This window comes from Citrobacter sp. RHBSTW-00599 (assembly GCF_013784065.1).
Taxonomy (GTDB): domain Bacteria; phylum Pseudomonadota; class Gammaproteobacteria; order Enterobacterales; family Enterobacteriaceae; genus Citrobacter; species Citrobacter braakii.
Map to the genome: position 1 here is coordinate 2855250 of NZ_CP056717.1, position 21688 is coordinate 2876937.

18 protein-coding genes are annotated in these 21688 nt (G+C 53.6%); 15 read left to right on the forward strand and 3 right to left on the reverse strand.

Features of this window, described 5'->3' with window-relative positions; genetic code table 11:
* Positions 1-28 precede the first annotated feature (28 nt).
* Together HV243_RS13930 and HV243_RS13935 are read left to right on the forward strand one after the other, a co-directional pair.
* Complete coding sequence (locus HV243_RS13930; protein ID WP_046274671.1) at positions 29-1624, forward strand: acyl CoA:acetate/3-ketoacid CoA transferase; 1596 nt, start codon at positions 29-31, stop codon at positions 1622-1624.
* 13 nt (positions 1625-1637) lie between these two features.
* On the forward strand, positions 1638-2789 hold the full coding sequence (locus HV243_RS13935; RefSeq protein ID WP_003836610.1) for an acyl-CoA dehydrogenase: 1152 nt from the start codon (positions 1638-1640) through the stop codon (positions 2787-2789).
* Between the two features lie 54 nt (positions 2790-2843).
* On the opposite strand, the gene HV243_RS13940 is transcribed toward HV243_RS13935, so the two are convergent.
* Positions 2844-3734, reverse strand: coding sequence for an AraC family transcriptional regulator (locus tag HV243_RS13940; protein WP_016152891.1), 891 nt, complete (start codon positions 3732-3734; stop codon positions 2844-2846).
* A gap of 505 nt (positions 3735-4239) precedes the next feature.
* Between HV243_RS13940 and HV243_RS13945 the strand changes: the two genes are divergently transcribed.
* From HV243_RS13945 to fadK, 5 genes are all read left to right on the forward strand, one after another.
* Positions 4240-5004, forward strand: a complete 765-nt coding sequence (locus tag HV243_RS13945) for an electron transfer flavoprotein (protein ID WP_053389671.1) — start codon at positions 4240-4242, stop codon at positions 5002-5004.
* Between the two features lie 21 nt (positions 5005-5025).
* Positions 5026-5961, forward strand: a complete 936-nt coding sequence (locus HV243_RS13950) for an electron transfer flavoprotein subunit alpha (protein ID WP_016152889.1) — start codon at positions 5026-5028, stop codon at positions 5959-5961.
* 53 nt (positions 5962-6014) lie between these two features.
* Positions 6015-7304, forward strand: coding sequence for an FAD-dependent oxidoreductase (locus HV243_RS13955; RefSeq protein ID WP_053389672.1), 1290 nt, complete (start codon positions 6015-6017; stop codon positions 7302-7304).
* Positions 7301-7594 carry a ferredoxin gene (locus HV243_RS13960; protein WP_016152887.1) on the forward strand — a complete coding sequence of 98 codons (294 nt, stop codon included), beginning with the start codon at positions 7301-7303 and terminating at the stop codon, positions 7592-7594. Before HV243_RS13955 ends, HV243_RS13960 begins: the two co-directional genes overlap by 4 nt.
* An 83-nt stretch (positions 7595-7677) precedes the next feature.
* On the forward strand, positions 7678-9324 hold the full coding sequence (fadK, locus tag HV243_RS13965; protein WP_053389673.1) for a medium-chain fatty-acid--CoA ligase: 1647 nt from the start codon (positions 7678-7680) through the stop codon (positions 9322-9324).
* Positions 9325-9419: 95 nt separating this feature from the next.
* Here the strand turns inward: fadK and ppsA are convergent, their stop codons facing one another.
* Entirely contained in the window at positions 9420-11798 is a 2379-nt protein-coding gene (gene ppsA, locus HV243_RS13970; protein ID WP_016152885.1) for a phosphoenolpyruvate synthase, read from the reverse strand.
* Positions 11799-12126: 328 nt separating this feature from the next.
* Between ppsA and ppsR the strand changes: the two genes are divergently transcribed.
* From ppsR to HV243_RS14010, 8 genes are all read left to right on the forward strand, one after another.
* Positions 12127-12960: a posphoenolpyruvate synthetase regulatory kinase/phosphorylase PpsR gene (ppsR, locus tag HV243_RS13975; protein WP_016152884.1), complete on the forward strand. Its 834-nt coding sequence runs from the start codon at positions 12127-12129 to the stop codon at positions 12958-12960.
* A 126-nt stretch (positions 12961-13086) separates the two neighbouring features.
* A complete protein-coding gene (gene aroH, locus HV243_RS13980; protein WP_016152883.1) occupies positions 13087-14133 on the forward strand; it encodes a 3-deoxy-7-phosphoheptulonate synthase AroH in 1047 nt (348 codons plus the stop codon).
* A 124-nt stretch (positions 14134-14257) separates the two neighbouring features.
* Positions 14258-14488 carry a hemin uptake protein HemP gene (gene hemP / locus HV243_RS13985; protein WP_016156349.1) on the forward strand — a complete coding sequence of 77 codons (231 nt, stop codon included), beginning with the start codon at positions 14258-14260 and terminating at the stop codon, positions 14486-14488.
* A 74-nt stretch (positions 14489-14562) separates the two neighbouring features.
* Positions 14563-16548: a TonB-dependent hemoglobin/transferrin/lactoferrin family receptor gene (locus tag HV243_RS13990; RefSeq protein WP_019076664.1), complete on the forward strand. Its 1986-nt coding sequence runs from the start codon at positions 14563-14565 to the stop codon at positions 16546-16548.
* A gap of 47 nt (positions 16549-16595) precedes the next feature.
* Complete coding sequence (gene chuS / locus HV243_RS13995) at positions 16596-17627, forward strand: hematinate-forming heme oxygenase ChuS (RefSeq protein ID WP_016152880.1); 1032 nt, start codon at positions 16596-16598, stop codon at positions 17625-17627.
* Entirely contained in the window at positions 17624-18445 is an 822-nt protein-coding gene (locus HV243_RS14000) for a hemin ABC transporter substrate-binding protein (protein WP_053389674.1), read from the forward strand. The genes chuS and HV243_RS14000 overlap by 4 nt, the downstream gene beginning before the upstream one ends.
* Complete coding sequence (locus HV243_RS14005) at positions 18445-19437, forward strand: iron ABC transporter permease (RefSeq protein ID WP_053389675.1); 993 nt, start codon at positions 18445-18447, stop codon at positions 19435-19437. Before HV243_RS14000 ends, HV243_RS14005 begins: the two co-directional genes overlap by 1 nt.
* Entirely contained in the window at positions 19430-20209 is a 780-nt protein-coding gene (locus HV243_RS14010) for a heme ABC transporter ATP-binding protein (RefSeq protein WP_053389676.1), read from the forward strand. The genes HV243_RS14005 and HV243_RS14010 overlap by 8 nt, the downstream gene beginning before the upstream one ends.
* Here the strand turns inward: HV243_RS14010 and selO are convergent.
* The gene (gene selO / locus HV243_RS14015) at positions 20206-21648 is read right to left on the reverse strand and encodes a protein adenylyltransferase SelO (RefSeq protein ID WP_053389677.1); all 1443 of its coding nucleotides are present in this window, start codon (positions 21646-21648) and stop codon (positions 20206-20208) included. The two genes, HV243_RS14010 and selO, sit on opposite strands and share 4 nt — an antisense overlap.
* Positions 21649-21688 lie beyond the last annotated feature (40 nt).

Below are 21688 nucleotides of genomic sequence, written 5' to 3' on the forward strand. Positions count from 1 at the left end.
AGTCGCACGCATATAATCTGGAGTTCACATGAAATTATCAAGACCAAAACGCATTGATGGTCGGGTCCCCGTATTATCCGCAGCGGATGCCATTAATTATATTCCTGATGAGGCAACGCTCTGCGTATTAGGCGCAGGTGGCGGTATTCTCGAAGCAACAACATTAATTAATGCGCTGGCTGAAAAATATAAAAACGCACACTCACCCCGAAACTTATCATTGATTAGCCCAACGGGATTAGGTGACCGTGCTGACCGTGGAATTAGCCCGTTAGCACAAGAAGGTTTAGTCAAATGGGCATTATGCGGCCACTGGGGACAATCACCACGAATTTCCGACCTCGCTGAGCAGAATAAAATTGCCGCCTATAACTATCCTCAGGGCGTATTAACCCAGACCCTGCGTGCCTCGGCAGCCCACCAGCCGGGTATTCTGAGTGAGATCGGTATCGGAACATTTGTCGATCCCCGCCAACAGGGCGGAAAGCTGAATGAAGTGACCACCGAAGATCTGATCAAGCTGGTGGAAATTGATAACAAAGAGTACCTCTACTACAAAGCCATTGCGCCAAACATCGCCTTTATTCGCGCCACCACCTGCGACAGCGAAGGTTACGCCACGTTTGAAGATGAAGTTATGTATCTCGACGCGCTGGTGATTGCTCAGGCCGTTCACAACAACGGCGGTATCGTCATGATGCAGGTGCAAAAAATGGTGAAGAAAGCCACACTGCACCCAAAAGCCGTGCGTATTCCGGGCTATCTGGTCGATATTGTGGTCATCGATCCCGATCAAACTCAATTGTACGGCGGCGCGCCGGTTAACCGCTTTATCTCGGGCGATTTTGTCCTTGATGACAGCCAGCAGACTGCCCTGCCGCTCAATCAGCGTAAACTGGTGGCCCGACGCGCCCTGTTCGAAATGCGCAAAGGCGCGGTCGGCAACGTTGGCGTGGGTATCGCCGATGGTATTGGTCTCGTTGCACGTGAAGAAGGCTGCGCTGACGACTTTATTCTGACGGTCGAGACCGGTCCGATTGGCGGAATTACCTCCCAGGGCATCGCTTTTGGCGCCAACGTCAACACCCGCGCGATTCTGGATATGACCTCCCAGTTTGACTTCTACCACGGCGGTGGGCTGGATGTATGCTATTTAAGCTTCGCCGAAGTGGATCGCCACGGCAATGTCGGCGTACATAAATTCAATGGCAAAATTATGGGAACCGGCGGTTTTATCGATATTAGCGCCACCTCGAAGAAAATAATATTTTGCGGCACGTTAACTGCCGGAAGCCTGAAAACGGAAGTTGCCAATGGCAAATTAAATATCGTGCAGGAAGGCCGGGTGAAAAAATTCGTCAACGAATTACCTGAAGTCACTTTCAGCGGAAAAATTGCACTCGAGCGCGGACTGGATGTGCGTTACATCACCGAGCGTGCTGTATTTACGTTAAAAGAAGATGGCCTTCATTTAGTCGAAATTGCGCCAGGAGTCTCTTTACAGGAAGACATTCTGGACAAAATGGATTTCCCTCCGGTTATTTCTCCGGAACTGAAACTGATGGACGAAAGATTATTTATCGATGCTTCGATGGGTTTTATATTGCCCGATGCCGCCAATTAAAAGGAGTACCCTGATGGATTTTTCATTAACTGAAGAACAAGAGCTGCTGCTTGCCAGCATTCGCGAACTGATTACCAGCAATTTCCCGGAGGAATATTTCCGTACCTGCGATCAGACGGCTACCTATCCGAAAGAGTTTATGCGCGCCCTTGCGGACAACGGTATTTCAATGCTGGGCGTTCCGGAAGAGTTCGGCGGTATCCCGGCAGATTACGTCACGCAGATGCTGGCACTGATGGAAGTTTCCAAATGCGGCGCACCCGCTTTTTTAATCACGAACGGTCAGTGCATTCACAGTATGCGTCGTTTTGGATCCGCCGAGCAGTTACGTAAAACGGCAGAAAGCACCATGGAAACGGGCGATCCGGCTTATGCGCTGGCATTAACCGAACCGGGAGCAGGTTCAGACAATAACAGCGCCACCACCAGCTACACCCGCAAAAACGGCAAGGTATATCTCAACGGACAAAAAACCTTTATCACCGGCGCTAAAGAGTATCCTTATATGCTGGTACTGGCTCGCGACCCGGAGCCGAAAGATCCGAAGAAAGCCTTTACGCTGTGGTGGGTGGATTCGAAGAAACCCGGCATTAAGGTGAACCCGTTGCATAAAATCGGCTGGCACATGCTCAGCACCTGCGAAGTTTATCTTGATGATGTTGAAGTAGACGAAAGCGATATGGTCGGCGAAGAAGGCATGGGCTTCCTCAACGTCATGTACAACTTTGAGATGGAACGGTTGATCAACGCCGCGCGTAGTACCGGTTTCGCCGAGTGCGCCTTCGAAGATGCCGCCCGTTACGCTAACCAGCGCATCGCATTTGGTAAACCGATTGGCCATAACCAGATGATCCAGGAAAAACTGGCGCTGATGGCGATTAAAATTGAAAACATGCGCAATATGGTGTTGAAAGTCGCCTGGCAGGCCGATCAGGAACAGTCGCTGCGGACCAGCGCGGCGTTGGCAAAACTGTACTGCGCCCGCACGGCAATGGAAGTGATTGATGACGCCATTCAGATCATGGGCGGGCTGGGTTACACCGATGAAGCGCGCGTTTCCCGATTCTGGCGCGATGTTCGCTGCGAGCGCATTGGCGGCGGCACCGACGAAATTATGATTTACGTCGCCGGACGCCAAATCCTGAAAGATTATCAGAATAAGTAAGCGATAATCCGTGCCGGATAGCGCACAAGCGTTTTCCGGCACGAGCCAGGATAATCAGACCTCTGGCATTAAGCATTCCTGCTCAACCAGATTATTTTTAAACTGCTTGCGATAATCACTGGGGGTACAGCCTACATGCCGCTGAAAGAGTTTGGCAAAGTGATCGACATTTTCATACCCTACCCGCCAGGAGATTTCCGCTAACGAAGCTTCCGTATTCGTCAGGGCAAATTTCGCCTCGGTCATTCGTCGCTGAATCACATAATTGATCGGCGAAATTCGATACTCCTTAGTAAATTCATGGCAGATATAACTCACGCTGGCCCGGAATTTTTTGGATAACTGATCAAGAGTAATTTTTTCGCGGAAGTTATTATTTAAATAAACCAGCACATCTTTAATTAAGACATCTTTTTTAATATAACCTTGCTCAGAACGATAGGCATTTTTAAAGTTTTCGTAAAATAAAACGGTTAGAGCATAAGCAAAAGCGTCGTAGGCTGAAGATGTCAGGTTATTTTTGCTCTGGGGGAGCATAACCCCCAACTCATTAAAGATACTCTTAATAACCTCCTTCCCCTGAGTAACGCTAATCACCGGACACGAGTGCATCTGCAATAGCTGATTATCCTGCCAGCCGTTGAAACGAAAACCGTAGAGCGCGCAGGTGTAAGTCGTTGCAGGCGCGCTACTATCCGAAGCAACCGCATGGAGTCGCCCTTGCTCTATCACCACGATATCCCCGGCATGCGCGACATACAGCGACGAATCGATAATTAATCTTGCGACCCCTTTTTTGACATAAATAAGCTCTGTTTCATTATCGTGAACGTGATGACCCGACTCCCAGTTAGGGTCATCACTGATGACGAATCGCGAGAATCTCGGGGTTTTCCCCTGTTCAAAAAGGGTCTCCACGGCATTATCAAAGCAGCGTTGATACATGACAACCTCCACCTAAAGGCAGCAATTTTGGGATTATTAATATCAGAAAATAAAAATGATAATGACGTTATACAACGTTATTCCTTCCCGGCGAAACAAAATTATTTGCCCCGTCTGCAAGATGACACCTTTTGCTTTGGTACATTGCTGCCATTGATTATTTGCGTTTTATAATAATCAAAAAGAATAAATGTTATTAAGTCTGCATTAATAATTTACATATAAGAAACAAATTCAGCGCAGAGGCGATTAAAAACATGATGCATTTCGCAATTATTTTCACTGTCTTTGTGTTCCCGTTTTTTCCTCTGGGACGCACCGTCTGATTATTGCTGATAAACCAGGCATTCCCGGGACGTTTTTTTTGCAAGATTGTTGGCAATGAAAACAGATTTCCCCGTCGAAAACAGCCCTCCCTCTGTCGCACACTATTTTCAGTCAATTTTCCCTACTGTCGATAATGACGCACCACGTCATCATCCACACGAGAATCACTGGAGATGCCATGAAAATAATAACCTGCTTTAAGTTGGTGCCTGAAGAACAGGACATTGTTGTTACCCCACAGCGCTCGCTTAACTTTGACCGGGCCGATGCCAAAATCAGCCAGTTTGACTTAAATGCGATAGAGGCCTCAGCGCAACTTAGCGCAGAGGGTGATGAAATCGTCGCCTTAACGGTGGGCGGGTCGCTACTACAAAACTCCAAAGTGCGTAAAGACGTGCTGTCCCGCGGTCCGGACAGTTTGTATATGGTGCAGGATCCACAACTGGAGCATTCATTACCCCGGGATACCGCTCAGGCGCTGGCCTGTGCGGCCAACAATATGGATTTCGACCTGATGCTGTTCGGTGAAGGATCGGGGGATATCTACGCGCAGCAGGTCGGCTTACTGGTTGGCGAACTATTACAGCTCCCGGTGATTAATGCCGTCAGCAACATCCAACGTAACGGCGATCGCCTTGTGGTTGAGCGCACGCTTGAAGATGAAGTCGAAGTAATTGATCTGCCGCTCCCCGCCGTACTGTGCGTGACGTCAGATATCAACACACCGCGAATTCCCTCGATGAAGGCGATTCTGGGCGCGGGTAAAAAACCGGTCACCCCGTGGCAAGCCAGCGATATTGGTTGGATACCTGCGTCACCGTTAGCGGAACTGGTGAGCCTTACCGTGCCGCCGCAAACCGAACGTCAGCACATCATTCTGGAAAATGACTCAGCAGAAGCCATTGCCGAACTGGCTGAACACCTGAAAAAAGCCCTGAACTAAGCCCAACGGAGAGAAATCATCATGAGTAAATTAGCCAACGTCTGGGTGTTCAGCGATAACGTAGAACGCTATGCAGAATTAATGGCCGGCGCTCGCCTGTGGGGTGAGCAGGTTCACCTTATCGTACAAGGCAGCGACCAGGCCAATCAGTTGCAAGCCCTGGGCGCCGATAAGATAGTCGTGCTCGACGCAACCTCCGGTTTACAGCGTGTTGAAAATTACGCTGAGACCATCGCCGCCCTGATGCAGGAACACGCCGGGCTGCTGCTGATGTCCGCGACTAAACGAGCCAAATCCCTTGGCGCACGCTTAAGCATTCAGCTCAACGCAGCGATGGTGAACGACGCCACATCGGTAACGCTGGATGCAGGCATTTTGTTCGCCGAACACCGCATGTATGGTGGTCTGGCATTTGGCAAAGAAAAAATCAAAAGTACGCTGGCGATTATCACGCTTGCCCCAGGCCAGCTTGAACCGGTCGCGGAAAACGCCTCACACAACTGCCCGGTTGTCTCAGCAACGTACATCGCGCCGCACCATGAAGTGATGTGCCTGGAGCGTCGCGCCAAATCCGTGAGCAGCGTGGATCTCAGTAAAGCCAAGCGCGTGGTGGGTGTGGGTCGCGGCCTCGTGGCGCAAAACGATCTGGAAATGGTGCGCCAACTGGCATCGGTGCTGGGTGCTGAAGTGGGTTGTTCACGACCGATTGCCGAAGGCGAAAACTGGATGGAACGCGAACGCTACATTGGCGTTTCTGGCGTGTTATTGAAATCAGACCTGTATCTCACACTGGGCATCTCAGGACAAATTCAGCATATGGTCGGCGGTAACGGCGCGAAAGTCATTGTCGCCATCAACAAAGATAAAAAAGCCCCTATTTTCAATTACGCCGATTACGGTCTGGTGGGCGACATCTACAAAGTGGTTCCGGCCCTTATCGACCATCTCAGCCGCTAATCCCCTTAACGCACATCTCCCGCTGCCCTTGCGGCGGGAAAGGAGCATAAAGCATGTCAGATGAAAAATTTGATGCCATTGTGGTCGGTGCTGGTGTAGCGGGTACAATGGCAGGCTACGTTATGGCCCGGGCCGGACTGGACGTACTGGTCATTGAGCGCGGCAACAGTGCGGGCAGTAAAAATATGACCGGCGGGAGACTCTACGCGCACAGCCTTGAGCGCATCATGCCCGGATTCGCGCAGGAAGCGCCTCTCGAACGTAAAGTCACCCGCGAAAAAATCTCCTTCCTGACCGAAGAGAGCGCCGTTACCCTCGACTTCCATCGTGAAAAAGACAACGCGCCAGCGCAGGACTCTTATACCGTTTTGCGCAACCGGCTTGACCCATGGCTAATGGAAAAAGCGGAACAGGCTGGCGTGCAGTTCATCCCCGGCGTGCGCGTCGACGCGCTAATTCGCGAAGGCAATAAGGTCACCGGAGTGCAAGCCGGGGACGATATCCTTGAAGCCAATATTGTCATCCTTGCCGATGGCGTTAATTCTATGCTGGGACGGTCGCTGGGGATGGTTCCCCCCTCTTCTGCGCATCACTATGCCGTTGGCGTAAAAGAGCTGATCGGCTTACCGTCGGCGGTGATTGCGGATCGGTTCAATCTGTCAGGCAACGAAGGTGCAGCCTGGCTGTTCGCAGGCTCACCGTCTGATGGACTGATGGGAGGCGGATTTCTGTATACCAACCAGGATTCCATCTCTCTGGGCCTGGTGTGTGGTCTGGGGGATATTGCCCATGCCACGAAAAGCATTCCGCAAATGCTGGAAGACTTTAAGCGACACCCGACTATTCGTCCGCTGATTGCCGGCGGTGAACTGCTGGAGTATTCCGCACATATGGTACCGGAAGGCGGTCTGGCAATGGTTCCGAAACTGGTTGATGACGGGGTAATGATCGTCGGCGATGCCGCTGGTTTCTGTCTGAATCTGGGTTATACCGTGCGCGGCATGGATTTGGCGATAGCTTCCGCAGAGGCCGCCGCCCAAACAGCCATTGCAGCAAAAGAGCGCCAGGATTACTCGGCCAGTAGCCTGATGGATTACAAACGCGCCCTCGAACAGGGCTGTGTGATGCGTGATTTACAGCATTTTCGCAAGATCCCGGCGCTGATGGAAAACCCGCGCCTGTTCACCCAGTATCCCCGCATGGTGGCCGATATCATGAACGATATGTTTACCGTCGACGGAAGCCCAAATCAGCCCGTTCGCAAGATGATCATGTCCCATGCCAGGCAAATTGGGCTGATGAACTTACTGAAAGACGGCATCAAGGGGGCCACCGCACTATGAATCAGGACACTAACGTTAACGTCGACGTCAAACTGGGCGTCAATAAATTTAATGTTGATGAAGGCCACCCGCACATCATTCTGGCTGAACATCCCGACCTTAATGAATTTCGCAAGTTGCTGAAAGCCTGCCCCGCCGGACTGTATAAACAGGATGAGAGTGGAAATATTCATTTTGATTCCGCAGGCTGCCTGGAGTGCGGCACCTGCCGGGTGCTGTGCGGTGACACGATCCTCACACAATGGGAATACCCGCTCGGAACATTTGGCGTTGATTTCCGCTACGGCTAACGGATTTTGCATGTTGTACGCCGGATTGGCCCCGCCTGGCCATCCGGTCAGATGTATGCCGAAATAATCCTGGGAATAACTTCATGAGTATCACACTTACGTTTAACGCCGAACGTCGCCAGGCCTGGCGACAACTGGGTTTATGGGGAGATGCTTCGCTTGGCGATTACTGGCACCAAACCGCCAGAGCCATGCCGGATAAAATCGCCGTGGTTGATAATCATGGCGCTTCATATACCTACTCTGCACTCGACGATGCTGCCAGCAGTCTGGCAACCTGGTTTGTAGCCTGCGGGATCCAACCCGGCGATCGCATTGCCTTTCAGTTGCCTGGCTGGTGCGAGTTCACCATTATCTACCTGGCCTGCCTGAAAACCGGAGCCGTTTCCGTACCACTGCTGCCTGCCTGGCGCGAAGCGGAACTGGTGTGGGTACTGAACAAATGCAAAGCGAAGATTTTTTTCGCACCGACGTTGTTTAAACAGACCCGACCGGTTGATCTGATCCTCCCCTTGCAAAACCAGTTGCCGCATCTGCAACAGATTGTCGCCGTAGATAAACTGGCACCGGCCACCGCTTCGCTGGCGTTCAGCCAACTGCTTCAGGCTCCGCCATTAACCCAGGTTATTAACGTTCACGCCGATGAACTGGCTGCCGTGCTGTTTACCTCCGGGACAGAGGGAATGCCGAAAGGCGTAATGTTAACCCACAACAATATCCTTGCCAGCGAACGCGCCTACTGTGCCCGACTCAATCTCACCTGGCAGGATGTGTTTTTGATGCCCGCCCCACTGGGACACGCTACCGGTTTTTTGCATGGCGTTACCGCGCCGTTTTTAATCGGCGCACGCAGCGTATTGTTGGATATATTCACCCCAACCGCCTGTCTTGAACTGCTCGAGCAACAACGCTGTACCTGCGTGCTCGGTGCAACCCCCTTCGTCTACGACATGTTGTGTAGCCTGGAAAAACGGCCCTGTGATCTCACATCACTACGTTTTTTCTTATGCGGTGGCACCACTATTCCGCAAAAGATTGCCCGTGACTGCCAACAGCGCGGCATTAAATTGTTAAGCATCTATGGTTCGACGGAGAGCTCGCCGCATGCGCTGGTCAATCTCGACGATTCACTTTCACGCATAATGAATACCGATGGATATGCCGCCGCAGGCGTTGAAATTAAAGTCGTCGATGAAGCGCGCAATACGTTGCCTGCAGGGGTCGAAGGTGAAGAAGCCTCGCGTGGCCCCAATGTTTTTATGGGCTACCTCGATGAGCCTGAACTGACCGCCCGCGCGCTGGACAAAGATGGCTGGTATTACAGTGGCGACTTATGCCGCATGGACGAAGCGGGATACATCAAAATTACCGGGCGTAAAAAAGATATTATTGTGCGCGGAGGGGAAAACATCAGCAGCCGCGAAGTGGAGGATATTTTATTACAGCATCCGCGCATTCATGATGCCTGCGTTGTCGCGATGCCAGACGATCGGTTAGGTGAACGGTCGTGCGCTTATGTGGTGCTGAAACCGCCGCATCATTCGCTGTCGCTGGAATCAGTGGTGGCCTTTTTTAGCCGCAAACGGGTGGCAAAGTATAAATATCCGGAACACATCGTCATTGTCGAAACGTTACCGCGCACGGCGTCAGGCAAGGTACAAAAATACCAGCTGCGTCAGGATATCATTCAGCGTTTAAGCGTGGAGAGTGTGGAAAGCGTTGAAGGGTAAAGTACCGGATGGCGATGCTAACACCTCTAATCCGGCCTACGTTGCATACTAACCGTAGGCCGGGTAAGGCATTTACGCCACCATCCGGCATGATGTTACTTCTTCAGTTCAGCCAGGCTCAGCCAGGTCTGCACGACGGTGTCCGGGTTCAGCGACAGACTGTCGATGCCCTCTTCCATCAGCCAGGCAGCGAAGTCTTCGTGATCGGATGGACCCTGACCGCAAATACCCACGTATTTGCCCTGTTTCTTGGCTGCACGAATCGCCATCGACAGCAGCGCTTTCACCGCGTCGTTACGCTCGTCAAACAGTTCAGAAACCACACCAGAGTCACGGTCCAGTCCCAACGCCAGCTGCGTCATGTCGTTTGAACCGATGGAGAAGCCGTCAAAGTACTCAAGGAACTGCTCGGCCAGCAAGGCGTTGGACGGGATCTCACACATCATGATGATCTTCAGTCCGTTCTCACCGCGTTTCAGCCCCTGACGCGCCAGCTCTTCCACTACCGCTTTCGCCTGGGCAACGGTACGGACAAACGGTACCATCACTTCTACGTTAGTCAGGCCCATATCGTTACGGACACGTTTCACTGCGTCACATTCCAGCGCGAAACAGTCGCGGAAGCTATCAGCAATGTAACGGCCCGCCCCGCGGAAGCCCAGCATCGGGTTCTCTTCATGCGGCTCATAACGCTCACCGCCGACGAGGTTGGCATATTCGTTGGACTTAAAGTCTGACATACGCACGATAACGCGTTTTGGATAGAACGCCGCACCCAGCGTAGCGATCCCTTCCGTCAGACGACCAACGTAGAATTCACGCGGGGAATCAAAACCTTTCATCATGCCGCGGATTTCGTTTTGCAGCTCAGGCGTCTGGTCATCGAACTCCAGCAACGCACGCGGGTGTACGCCAATCATGCGGTTGATGATAAATTCCAGACGCGCCAGGCCGACACCTTCGTTTGGCAGACAGGCGAAGTCGAAAGCCCGGTCCGGGTTACCCACGTTCATCATCACCTTCAACGGCAGATCCGGCATGGTCTCCACGCTGGAACTCTTCACGCTGAAGTCGAGCATCTCAGCGTAAACATAACCGGTATCACCTTCGGCACAGGAGACAGTGACTTTCTCACCGTCCTTCATACGCTCGGTGGCATCACCACAGCCAACCACGGCCGGGATCCCCAGTTCACGGGCAATGATCGCCGCGTGACAGGTACGACCGCCACGGTTGGTGACAATCGCCGCCGCTTTCTTCATGATCGGTTCCCAGTCCGGGTCGGTCATGTCGGTAACCAGGACGTCGCCAGGTTCGATACGGTTCATTTCGCTGATGTCCTGAATGACTTTGACCGGACCCGCGCCAATGCGGTGACCGATAGCACGACCTTCAGCAATAATTTTACCCTGAGCATGCAGCGTATAACGCTCCATCACCTGGCCGCGCGAGCGCACAGTTTCCGGACGCGCCTGCACAATGAACAGTTTGCCGGTATGACCGTCTTTCGCCCATTCGATGTCCATCGGACGACCGTAGTGCTTCTCGATCTGTACCGCCTGCTTCGCCAGCTCCTGCACTTCTGCGTTGGTCAGGGAGAAAATGTCGCGCTGCTCCTGCGGTACATCTTCAATCGTCACCTGCTTGCCGTGTTCCTGGGTTGGCGCGTAGACCATGCGGATTTTTTTCGAACCCATTGTGCGACGGACGATCGCCGGACGGTTTGCCGCCAGAGTCGGTTTGTGCACGTAGAATTCATCCGGGTTAACGGCACCCTGCACAACCATCTCGCCCAGGCCCCATGCGGAAGTGATGAACACCACCTGATCGAAACCGGATTCGGTATCGATGGAGAACATTACGCCGGAAGACGCGAGGTCTGAGCGCACCATCCGCTGAACGCCAGCAGAGAGCGCCACGCCACGATGGTCATAACCCTGGTGAACACGATAAGAGATTGCACGGTCGTTAAACAGCGAGGCAAAGACGTGTTTGATAGCAACCAGTACGGCATCAAATCCCTGGACGTTGAGGAAGGTTTCCTGCTGACCGGCAAATGACGCATCTGGCATATCTTCTGCGGTGGCGGAAGAGCGCACGGCAAAAGAGGCATGGGCATCGTCTGCTGACAGCTGCGCGTAGGCATCGCGGACGGCATTTTCCAGCTCCGGCTGGAAAGGAGTGTCGATAATCCACTGGCGGATCTGTGCGCCGGCTTTCGCAAGCTCGGTGACATCGTCAATATCCGTTTTATCCAGCAGCTCATAAATGCGCTGGTTTACACCGCTCTGGTCCAGAAACTGGTTAAACGCATCGGCGGTCGTTGCAAAACCATTCGGTACGGAAACACCCATACCGGAAAGGTTAGTAATCATTTCACCCAGGGAGGCATTTTTGCCCCCAACTCTGTCTACATCATTCATGCCGAGTTGGTTATACCAAAGCACCAGCGGTGACGAGCCATTGTTGGACATCGAACAATCCTTATATATGAACGAGGTTAGGAAACTCAATTTTGCGTAATTATCTTTGCATATTTACCTCAACGAAAAAAACGGTGAATCGTTCAAGCAACTTTATTTTTTATTTTTTCAGATTGTTTCCGCATTTGCGCAAACCCGCGAGCCACAGGGGATCACCACAAAAACTACCGGTATAAACATTTGTTCCGAAAAATGAAATGTACTTTTCAGTAAATATAAAAATACCATTTCATTTTACAAAATAGATGCAGCAATATTCGCTTCTGGCGAATTTTAATTTATGCTTTCAGAGAATTATGTCAGCCCCAGGATGAGCAAAATGGATAATGCTGTTGATCGTCACGTATTTTATATTTCTGATGGTACGGCCATCACCGCCGAGGTATTGGGCCACGCGGTAATGTCACAATTTCCGGTTACGATCAGCAGCATTACGCTGCCGTTTGTGGAAAATGAGAGTCGTGCGCGAGCGGTTAAAGACCAGATTGACGCGATCTATCAACAAACTGGCGTGCGCCCTCTGGTGTTTTACTCTATCGTTTTGCCGGAAATTCGCTCGATCATTTTGCAAAGCGAAGGATTTTGTCAGGATATCGTGCAGGCGTTGGTTGCCCCACTGCAACAAGAGATGAAGCTCGACCCTACGCCGATCGCCCATCGTACCCACGGCCTGAACCCCGGCAACCTTAACAAGTACGACGCGCGCATTGCCGCCATTGATTATACCCTCGCTCATGACGACGGTATTTCGTTGCGCAACCTCGATCAGGCGCAGGTGATCCTGCTTGGCGTTTCCCGTTGCGGTAAAACCCCGACCAGTTTGTATCTGGCCATGCAGTTTGGCATTCGCGCGGCCAACTACCCCTTTATTGCCGATGATATGGATAATCTGGTGCTGCCAGCATCCCTGAAGCCGTTACAGCATAAATTGTTCGGCCTGACCATTGACCCTGAGCGCCTGGCGGCCATCCGCGAAGAGCGCCGGGAAAACAGCCGTTACGCCTCGATGCGCCAGTGCCGGATGGAGGTTGCTGAGGTGGAAGCGCTATACCGGAAAAACCAGATCCCATGGCTGAACAGTACCAATTATTCGGTAGAAGAGATTGCTACCAAGATCCTCGACATCATGGGGCTGAATCGCCGCATGTACTAGAATGCTAGTGCATTGGTTCGATTTTTTGTTATTATGCTCGCCACCAGGCAGGATGAGTATGATATTGTGATATACATCACTTCCCGGTAGTCCTGCCGTTGAAGCAACAAATTTCTGAGACAAGTAATGAACAGAACCGATGAACTCCGTACTGCGCGTATTGACAACCTGGTCACTCCAGCAGAGCTTGCGCAACGGCATCCTGTTTCGTCCTCCGTCGCCCGTCATGTTACGGACTCCCGACGCCGGATAGAAAAAATATTAAATGGTGAAGACGCTCGTTTACTGGTGATCGTAGGTCCCTGCTCGATTCACGATCTTGATGCCGCCATGGAATACGCGACGCGTTTACAGGCGCTGCGCGAAAAACATCAGGCGCGTCTGGAAATCGTGATGCGCACTTATTTTGAAAAACCGCGCACCGTAGTGGGCTGGAAAGGCTTAATTTCCGACCCAGATTTAAACGGCAGCTACCGCGTGAACCACGGCATTGAACTGGCACGCAAACTGCTGTTGCAGGTCAATGAACTGGGCGTACCCACGGCAACAGAATTCCTCGACATGGTGACCGGTCAGTTTATTGCCGATTTAATCAGCTGGGGAGCCATTGGCGCACGCACCACCGAAAGCCAGATCCACCGTGAAATGGCCTCTGCGCTTTCCTGCCCGGTCGGCTTTAAAAACGGTACGGATGGCAATACGCGTATTGCCGTCGATGCGATTCGCGCCTCCCGTGCCAGCCACATGTTCCTCTCTCCGGATAAAACCGGCCAGATGACCATTTATCAGACCAGCGGTAATCCTTACGGGCATATCATCATGCGCGGCGGTAAAAAGCCGAATTATTATGCTGAAGATATTGCCGCCGCCTGCGATACCCTGCACGAATTTTCCCTGCCTGAACATCTGGTGGTCGATTTTAGCCATGGCAATTGCCAGAAGCAGCATCGTCGTCAGTTGGACGTTTGTGATGATGTGTGCCAGCAAATTCGCAATGGTTCGACGGCGATTGCCGGGATTATGGCGGAGAGTTTCCTGCGTGAAGGTACGCAAAAAATCGTTAGCGGCCAGCCGCTGGTTTACGGCCAGTCCATTACCGACCCGTGCCTGAACTGGGAAGATACTGAACTACTGGTTGAAAAACTCGCCTCTGCGGTTGATAGCCGTTTTTAATGCTGTTCGCCGGGTAACATCACGTTGCCCGGTGCTAATCCTTTGTTTTCCCCCTCCTTATTGTACAAAATCTATTCTCGTCACAATTATTTCACAAAAAGGCTTGCCGCAATTTTGCAGTTTGATGATAATGATTATCATTGTTAAATTGATTGTTATTTTTAAAAACTATTCACGTATGGATAACACAACAACGCCCGCAAAAGAAAAAACACCGCCTGCCGTCGCGCCAAACGAGCGCCGAATTGACAGTAAAAGTCTGCTGGGCAAAGAGGGGCGCGTGATCATAGAACACGATGGTCAGCTCTATCTGCTGCGCCAGACACAAGCCGGAAAACTCATTCTGACCAAATAAACACCACTTTTCGCCAGCCACCCAGGTAGTACCCAGGCAGCCAGCGCTTTTCGATTTCCTAATGGAGAGTTGCTATGCCACACCTGCACACTGCATCCCTGCGCCCTTCGCTCTTGGCGCTGGCGATTATCAGTAACCTGCCCGCCGTCGCGTATGCGGCGGTAGAAGATATGACCGTCACCGCTACCGGCAATGCCCGAAGTGCTTTTGAAGCACCGATGATGGTCAGCGTGATTGATGCCACCGCGCCGGAAAACCAGACCGCCAGCTCGGCAGCCGACCTGTTGCGTACGGTTCCGGGCCTGACCCTTGACGGCACCGGTCGCACTAACGGCCAGGACGTGAATCTGCGCGGCTACGATCGACGTGGCGTTCTGGTGCTGGTTGATGGCGTTCGTCAGGGAACCGACACCGGACACCTGAACAGTACCTTCCTCGATCCGGCGCTGATCAAACGCATCGAGGTCGTCCGTGGCCCTTCTGCACTGCTGTACGGTAGCGGCGCGTTAGGTGGTGTGATCGCCTATGACACTGCGGATGCCAAAGATCTGCTGGAAGCCGGACAAAACAGTGGTTATCGCGTGTTCGGTACCGCGGCAACCGGCGATCATAGCCTCGGTATGGGCGCCAGCGCGTTTGGTCGCACCGATACGCTGGACGGACTGCTTGCCTGGTCCAGTCGCGATCGCGGTGATTTGCGCCAGAGCGACGGTACTACGGCACCAAACGACGAAGCGATTAACAATATGCTGGCGAAGGGCAGCTGGAAAATTGACAGCGCCCAGACGCTGGCCGGCTCGCTGCGTTACTACAACAATGACGCCCGTGAACCTAAAAACCCGCAAACCAGCGCGGCGGATGCCACCAGCAACCCGATGACCGATCGCTCAACCATCCAGCGCGACGCGCAACTGACCTACTCGATTGCTCCAGCCGACAATGACTGGTTGAACGCGGATGCCCGCGTCTACTGGTCCGAAGCACGCATTAATGCGCAAAACACGGATAACACCGGCGAGTTTCGCAAACAAACCACCAAAGGCGGCAAAATCGACAACCGCAGCCGTCTGTTTACCGACTCTTTTGCATCTCACCTGCTGACCTACGGCGGGGAATACTATCGTCAGGAACAACAGCCAGGCGGCGCAACCACCGGTTTCCCGGAGGCAAAAATCGATTTCAGCTCCGGTTGGCTGCAAGATGAAATCACCCTGCGCGACCTGCCAGTTACGCTGCTGGGCGGTACCCGTTATGACTCTTATCGCGGCAGCAGCGACGGCTATGAAGATGTCGATGCCGATAAATGGTCGTCCCGCGCCGGGCTCACCGTTGCGCCAACCGACTGGCTGATGCTGTTCGGTTCATACGCTCAGGCCTTCCGTGCGCCGACCATGGGCGAGATGTATAACGATGCGAAACACTTCTCGATTGGCCGTTTTTACACCAACTACTGGGTGCCGAACCCTAACCTACGCCCGGAAACCAACGAAACCCAGGAATACGGATTTGGCCTGCGCTTTGACGATCTGTTGATGGCGAGCGATGCGCTCGAATTTAAAGCCAGCTATTTCGACACCAAAGCGAAAGATTACATCTCCACCAGCGTCGACTTCGCCGCCGCGACAACCATGTCCTATAACGTACCCAACGCCAAAATCTGGGGCTGGGACGTGATGGCGAAATATTCCGCCGATCTGTTCAGCCTCGACATGGCCTATAACCGTACGCGCGGCAAAGATACAGACACCGGCGAATACATTTCCAGCATTAACCCGGATACCGTCACCAGCAAACTGAACGTACCGGTTGCGCACAGCGGTTTCTCCGTTGGCTGGATAGGTACCTTTGCTGACCGTTCAACGCATATCAGCAGCAGCTACACGAAACAGCCCGGTTATGCGGTAAACGATTTCTACGTGAGCTATCAGGGCCAACAAGCGCTGAAAGGTATGACCACCACGCTGGTACTGGGCAACGCCTTCGACAAAGAGTACTGGTCGCCGCAGGGCATTCCGCAGGATGGTCGTAATGGCAAAATTTTCGTGAGTTATCAGTGGTAATCACTTTTCCCCGGTTCGCCGGGGCAGCAATCTGGAAGGAAGAGACAATGAATCATTACACACGCTGGCTGGAACTGAAGAAAGAAAATCCTGGCAAATACGCACGTGATATTGCGGGATTGATGAATATTAGCGAAGCCGAACTGACCTTCGCGCGCGTCGGTCATGACGCCTGGCGCTTACGTGGCGAAGTGCGTGAAATCCTCGGCGCACTGGAAGCCGTCGGCGAAACCAAATGTATATGCCGCAACGAATATGCGGTGCATGAGCAGGTTGGTGCGTTTACCAATCAGCACCTGAACGGTCATGCCGGACTGGTACTCAATCCGCGCGCCCTCGACCTGCGCCTGTTCCTCAATCAGTGGGCAAGCGTGTTCCATATCAGCGAAACAACCGCCCACGGCGAACGTCAGAGCATTCAGTTCTTTGACCATCAGGGGGATGCGCTACTGAAGGTCTATGCCACACAGAATACCCTCATTGAGGAATGGGCTGCGTTGCTGACCCGTTTCATCTTCGCTGAAAACCCGCCTCTGGCGCTGCAACCCGCCCCCCCTTCTGCTCCAGCCACCGTCACGGTCGATGCGCAGACTGTTGATCAAGAGTGGCGAGCCATGACCGATGTACACCAGTTCTTCGGTCTGCTGAAACGCCACGATCTCACCCGCCAACAGGCGTTTAACCTGGTGGGCGACGATCTGGCCTGTAAAGTCGCAAATAGCGCTCTGGCGCAGTTACTCGACACCGCGCGCCAGGATGGCAATGAAATTATGGTCTTTGTGGGTAATCGTGGCTGCGTACAGATTTTTACCGGTGTGATAGAAAAACTGGTGCCGATGAAAGGCTGGCTGAATATATTCAACCCGACATTTACCTTACACCTGCTGGAAGAGAGCGTGGCAGAAACATGGGTAACGCGCAAACCGACCGCCGATGGCCACGTCACCAGCCTGGAACTGTTTGCTGCCGACGGCACGCAAATCGCCCAGCTGTATGGTCAACGAACGGAAGGCGAACCGGAGCAGACGCAATGGCGCGCGCAAATTGACGCACTGACGCCGAAGGGGCTGGCCGCATGAAAAAACTGCTGGTCCTGATTGCGCTACTGCCCATCGTAGCGCTGGCTGCGTCCAGGGAACGGGTTGTTGCTCTCGGTGGCGATGTCACCGAGATTGTATACGCACTGGGAGCACAGTCTTCCCTTGTGGCGCGAGACAGCACCAGCCAGTGGCCTGAAGCAGCAAACGCCCTACCTGATGTCGGTTATTTGCGCCAACTCAACGCCGAAGGGATCCTTGCCACCCGCCCTACGCTGGTCCTTGCCAGCGCGCAGGCGCAGCCCTCTCTGGCGCTAAAACAGCTCGAACAGAGCAACGTCAGGGTTGTAACGATCCCGGCAAGCAACGCGCTTAACGTGATTGATGAAAAAATTCGCGTCATCGCCGAAGCCACCCATAGGCAGGCCGATGGCGAAACGCTGCGCACCCGCTTCCGTCAGGAACTGGCGGCGCTGCCGTCATCTGAACTTAACGAACGCGTGCTGTTTATTCTCAATCATGGCGGGATGACCGCGATGGCAGCGGGCCAGCAAACCGCAGCCGATGCGGCTATTCGTGCCGCCGGTTTGCGCAACGCAATGCAGGGTGTTAACCGCTATCAGCCGCTGTCGCAGGAAGGTGTCATTGCCAGCCAGCCCGATCTGGTGGTGATTTCACAGGACGGCGTTAAGGCGATGGGTGGCGAAGATAACCTGTGGGCGCTGCCGGGCCTGGCGCAGACGCCTGCCGGACGAAATAAACAGGTATTGCAGGTTGACGATATGGCGCTGCTCGGCTTTAGCGTACGCACCCCGCAGGCCATTTTGCAGCTTCGCGCTAAAGCTGAGCAATTGCCCTGATGTCGCGACGTATCCGTTGTTCTTTATGGACACTCGCACTCATGTTGGTCGTGATGACTATTATGGCTACCGGTTTTGGCGCGTTGCGCCTGCCGGTAAGTCTGCTGTGGCGTGATGGCGATGAGGCACTGCGTCAAATCTGGCTCACCATTCGCCTGCCCCGCGTCCTGCTGGCGCTGGTGATTGGCGGTTCTCTTGCGCTCGCGGGCTGCGTGATGCAGGGCCTGTTTCGCAACCCGCTTGCCGATCCGGGATTACTGGGGATAAGCAGCGGTGCCGCCTGCGCCGTCGCCCTGTGGGTAGTGCTGCCGGTCTCTTTGCCCGCGCTGTTGATGCTGTACGCCCCCATGCTGGCCGCTTTTCTCGGTGCGCTGGCGGCAACGGTGGTTATTTTTATCCTTAGCCAACAGCGCGACGCTTCACTCTCACGTCTGCTGTTGGTCGGTATTGCCATCAACGCGCTGTGCGGGGCGGCGGTTGGCGTTCTGTCGTGGGTCAGTAATGACGCGCAACTGCGCCAGTTGTCGCTATGGGGGATGGGCAGTCTGGGGGCCGCGCAATGGTCCACGCTGTTGGCTGTCACTTCATTGACTGTCCCGACGGTGCTGATCATCTGGCGTCTGGCGCCGGCGCTGAACCTGCTGCAGTTAGGTGAGGAAGAGGCGCATTACCTCGGTGTAGATGTGCGTATTGTTCAGCGTGTTTTGCTACTTTGTAGCGCACTGCTGGTTGCCGCAGCCGTGGCGGTAAGCGGCGTAATTGGCTTCATCGGGCTGGTTATCCCGCATCTGATGCGCATGTGGCTCGGCTCAGACCATCGGGCCGTTATCCCAGGTTCCGTGCTGGCGGGCGCATTTTTATTGCTGATAGCCGACACGCTGGCCCGTACGGCGGTTGCGCCTGCGGAAATGCCGGTCGGTTTGCTAACCAGTCTTCTGGGCGCACCGTGGTTTTTATGGCTTATTTTTCGTCAGCGAGGACCGCATGGCTGAACATTTCATCGCTGAAGGGCTTCACTATCGCGTCGCGGGCAGAGCGGTGATTGACGACGTCACTCTTGCTCTCGAAAAAGGTGAACTGGTGGCGCTCATCGGCCCAAACGGTGCGGGGAAATCCACCCTGCTGCGCCTGCTGACCGGTTTTCTGAAACCGGCTATAGGGCGTTGCGTGCTGGCGGGTAAACCGCTGGATGAATGGCATAGCCAAACACTGTCGCGGCATCGGGCGGTGATGCGCCAGCAAACGCAGTTGGGATTTGACTGGCCGGTAGAGGCCGTCATCGCGATGGGGCGTGCGCCCTGGACCTCGCGGTCGGAACCTCGACTTATCGCTCAGGTGATGGAAATGACCGGATGTACACCGCTGGCGGGCCGGCAATACGCCGCGCTTTCCGGCGGCGAGCAACAGCGAGTACAGTTAGCCCGTGCACTGGCGCAACTTTGGTGCGACGGCGCGCCTCGCGGCTGGTTATTCCTTGATGAACCGACCTCTGCGCTGGATCTTTACCACCAGCAGCATCTGTTGCGCTTGCTGAAGACGCTTACCGCTTCACAAGAGCTGCATGTGTGCATTGTGCTTCACGATCTGAATCTCGCCGCACTGTGGGCAGACAGAATAGTGTTGCTGCACAACGGCAGGCTGGTGTCGCAGGGAACGCCAGAGGCCGTGTTACAGGCCGATGACCTGAAGCGCTGGTATGGCGCCCAGGTACACGTTGGCCAGCATCCGGCCAACGGATCCCCACAGGTGTTTCTGGCCCCTTAGCTTGAACAGCTCACTTCCAGCCGTTTGCCCCAGTCAGGTGGACGGCTGACATAGTCATCATCACGATCGACAAATGGGGTACGCAACGCCTCGTGTAACCGATGCAGCTCGGCGTAATCCCCCTGCTCTGCCAGATTAATCGCCCGTTGCGCCAACCAGTTACGTAATACCATCGCCGGATTAGCCGCCTTCATCTGCGTTTGTCTGACTACGTCGGCAATGTTGTCTTGCTGCAGGCGTGAGCGATACCGCGTGAACCAGTCGTCAAACGCTGCACGGTCGATAAACTCATCGCGCAGCGGGGATTGCACGCTGTGTTGTTCCGTCTGACTGAGCATGCGAAACGTTCGGGTATAGTCACTTCTTTCCCGCGCCATCAGGTTAAACAGTTCACTAAGCAGTTCGTTATCGTTTTTTTGCTCGCTAAAGAAGCCAAGCTTTTGTCGCATCCGCTGACCGTAGCGTGTTAACAGCGCCAGTTGATAACTATCCAGCGCATCATTAAGCGCCTCGACCGGGATAAATGGCGACAGAGTTTGCGCCAGACGTTGCAGGTTCCAAAGCGCTGCGGCCGGTTGATTATCGAAACTGTATCGCCCCTGGTTGTCTGAGTGGTTGCAGATAAAATCGGGCACGTAGTCATCAAGGAAACCGAATGGACCGTAATCCATCGTCAGTCCCAGAATCGACATGTTGTCGGTGTTCATGACACCATGCGCAAATCCTACCGCCTGCCAGTCCGCGATTAACGTCGCAGTACGCGTGACAACATCGTTAAACCACAGCTGATACTTATCGGCTTCTTCCTGCCATTGCGGCCAATAATAGCGAATCGCAAAGTCAGCCAACTGGCGCACTTTTTCCGGCTCGCGGCGATAGTAAAAATGCTCAAAATGGCCAAAGCGCAGATGGCTTTGCGCCACGCGCATGAGCATCGCCCCTGATTCTACCGTTTCGCGATACACCGGCGTGTCGCTGGTAACAATCGACAATGCCCGCGTGGTCGGTATTCCCAGGTAATGCATCGCTTCGCTGGCCAGGCTTTCGCGAATTGTCGAGCGCAGTACGGCGCGACCATCCCCCATACGGGAATAAGGCGTAAGTCCGGCGCCTTTCAGGTGCCAGTCACACGTTGAGCCGTCAGCGAGCTGTTGTTCGCCCAACAGGATCCCGCGTCCATCGCCAAGCTGGCCCGCCCAGACGCCAAACTGATGTCCGCTATAAACTTGCGCTAAAGGCGACATCCCGGGAAGCAACGATTCACCGCCCCAAACACCGGCTCCGGTCGGAATATCAAATAGCGTCTCTGGAATAGCTAATTGCTCCGCCAGCGCATCGTTATGCCAAATCAGGCGCGCGTTTTTCAGGGGAGTGGGTGAAAGTGCTGTATAGGTTGCTGGTAATTCATCACGCCAGCGGGTGGTAAAAGACAGGGTCATAGGGCCTCCTGTCTCTAGTGTAGACTGTTAAAAGCCTGTT